Raw genomic sequence first — 1,369 nt, 5'->3', positions numbered from 1 at the left:
ACCTGATGTGGTGGACGGCCTCCGCTCCCGGCATCGCAATGTGCCAAAGTGTGGCTGTCGAAAGTCACATAAGGGAGAGCCGTCCATGGAGAAGATTACCACAATTGGTCTGGATATCGCCAAGCATGTATTTCAGGTTCACGGGATCAATGGTGCCGGCGCGACCGTGAGCCGCCGCAAGCTGCGCCGCGACGATGTCGTTGGATTCTTCAAGGCATTGCCGCCCTGCCTGATCGGAATCGAGGCTTGCGCGACTGGACACCACTGGGCTCGGGTTCTTATGGCGCTGGGTCACGACGTGCGGCTGATGCCGGCGTCTTACGTCAAGCCATATGTGAAGCGGCAGAAGAATGACGCGACGGATGCCGAGGCGATTTGCGAGGCGGTGACGCGACCGACGATGCGCTTCGTTCCGGTGAAGAGCGAGGAGCAACAGAGTGTGCTGATGCTACATCGGGTCCGCGAGCTTTTGATCCGGCAGCGGACAATGCTGGTGAACGCCTTGCGCGGCCACTTGGCGGAGTTCGGCATCGTAACGCGACAGGGGATTGCCGGGGTCGGAATGCTGATCGCGTTGATCGAAGACGATGATCACGATCTCATCCCGCCGCTTGCGCGGTCCGCACTTCTTCCGCTGATCGAGCAGTTGCGGGAGGTGCACGAGAAGGTCAGCGAGATGGATCGCCAGATTCATGCGTGGCATCGCTCGAACGAGCTGAGCCGACGCCTTGAGACGATCCCCGGAATTGGCCCGATCACTGCCAGCGCACTCGCCGCGACAGTGACAGACGCGTCGCTCTTCAAATCCGGCCGACAATTGGCGGCGTGGATAGGCCTGGTGCCGCGGCAGAACTCATCGGGTGGCAAGGACCGCCTCGGAAGGATCAGCAAACAAGGCGATCCCTATCTCCGCCGGCTTCTCGTTGTCGGGGCGCATGCGGTGCTTCGTTTCAGCCGCAAGGCTAAAGTTGCACCGACGCGTTGGGCCGCCGAGCTTCTGGTGAAGAAGCCGTACAACGTCGTCGCTGTTGCCTTGGCGAACAAGATGGCGCGGATCGTCTGGGCGTTGATGACGACCGGCAGGCGCTTTGAGGCTACCGCCTCCCTTTGAAAGCTCACAGAGGATGCAGAAATTGGTGAGGTGCTGATGGTGTGATGGCGAACGGTCGAGCCGGGATCGGACAAACCCGATCAGTGGGTGCCGCTTGAAAGCGCGTTGACCTGTCTGGGATCTGATCAGCGGACTACATCAGGGCCAGCGGCATGAACCAGCCGCAATCAAAGGCCGTATACATGCCTGCACCCGACCAATCGTCAGAAATGCCAAAAAGCCCTTGCCACGCGGAGGCCGTCCATACATGCCACTGAA

At 60.3% G+C, this 1,369-nt stretch carries 1 protein-coding gene; it reads left to right on the top strand.

All coding sequences use genetic code 11. The features are described 5' to 3' along the window. The first annotated feature begins 85 nt into the window (after positions 1 to 85). Complete coding sequence (locus HGP14_RS35090) at positions 86 to 1,111, top strand: IS110 family transposase (protein ID WP_168834371.1); 1,026 nt, start codon at positions 86 to 88, stop codon at positions 1,109 to 1,111. The last annotated feature ends 258 nt before the right edge of the window (positions 1,112 to 1,369 follow it).

The organism is Rhizobium sp. P32RR-XVIII, assembly GCF_012641395.1.
In the GTDB taxonomy this organism is placed as follows: domain Bacteria; phylum Pseudomonadota; class Alphaproteobacteria; order Rhizobiales; family Rhizobiaceae; genus Rhizobium.
This window is presented reverse-complemented; position numbering and strand designations above follow the sequence as displayed.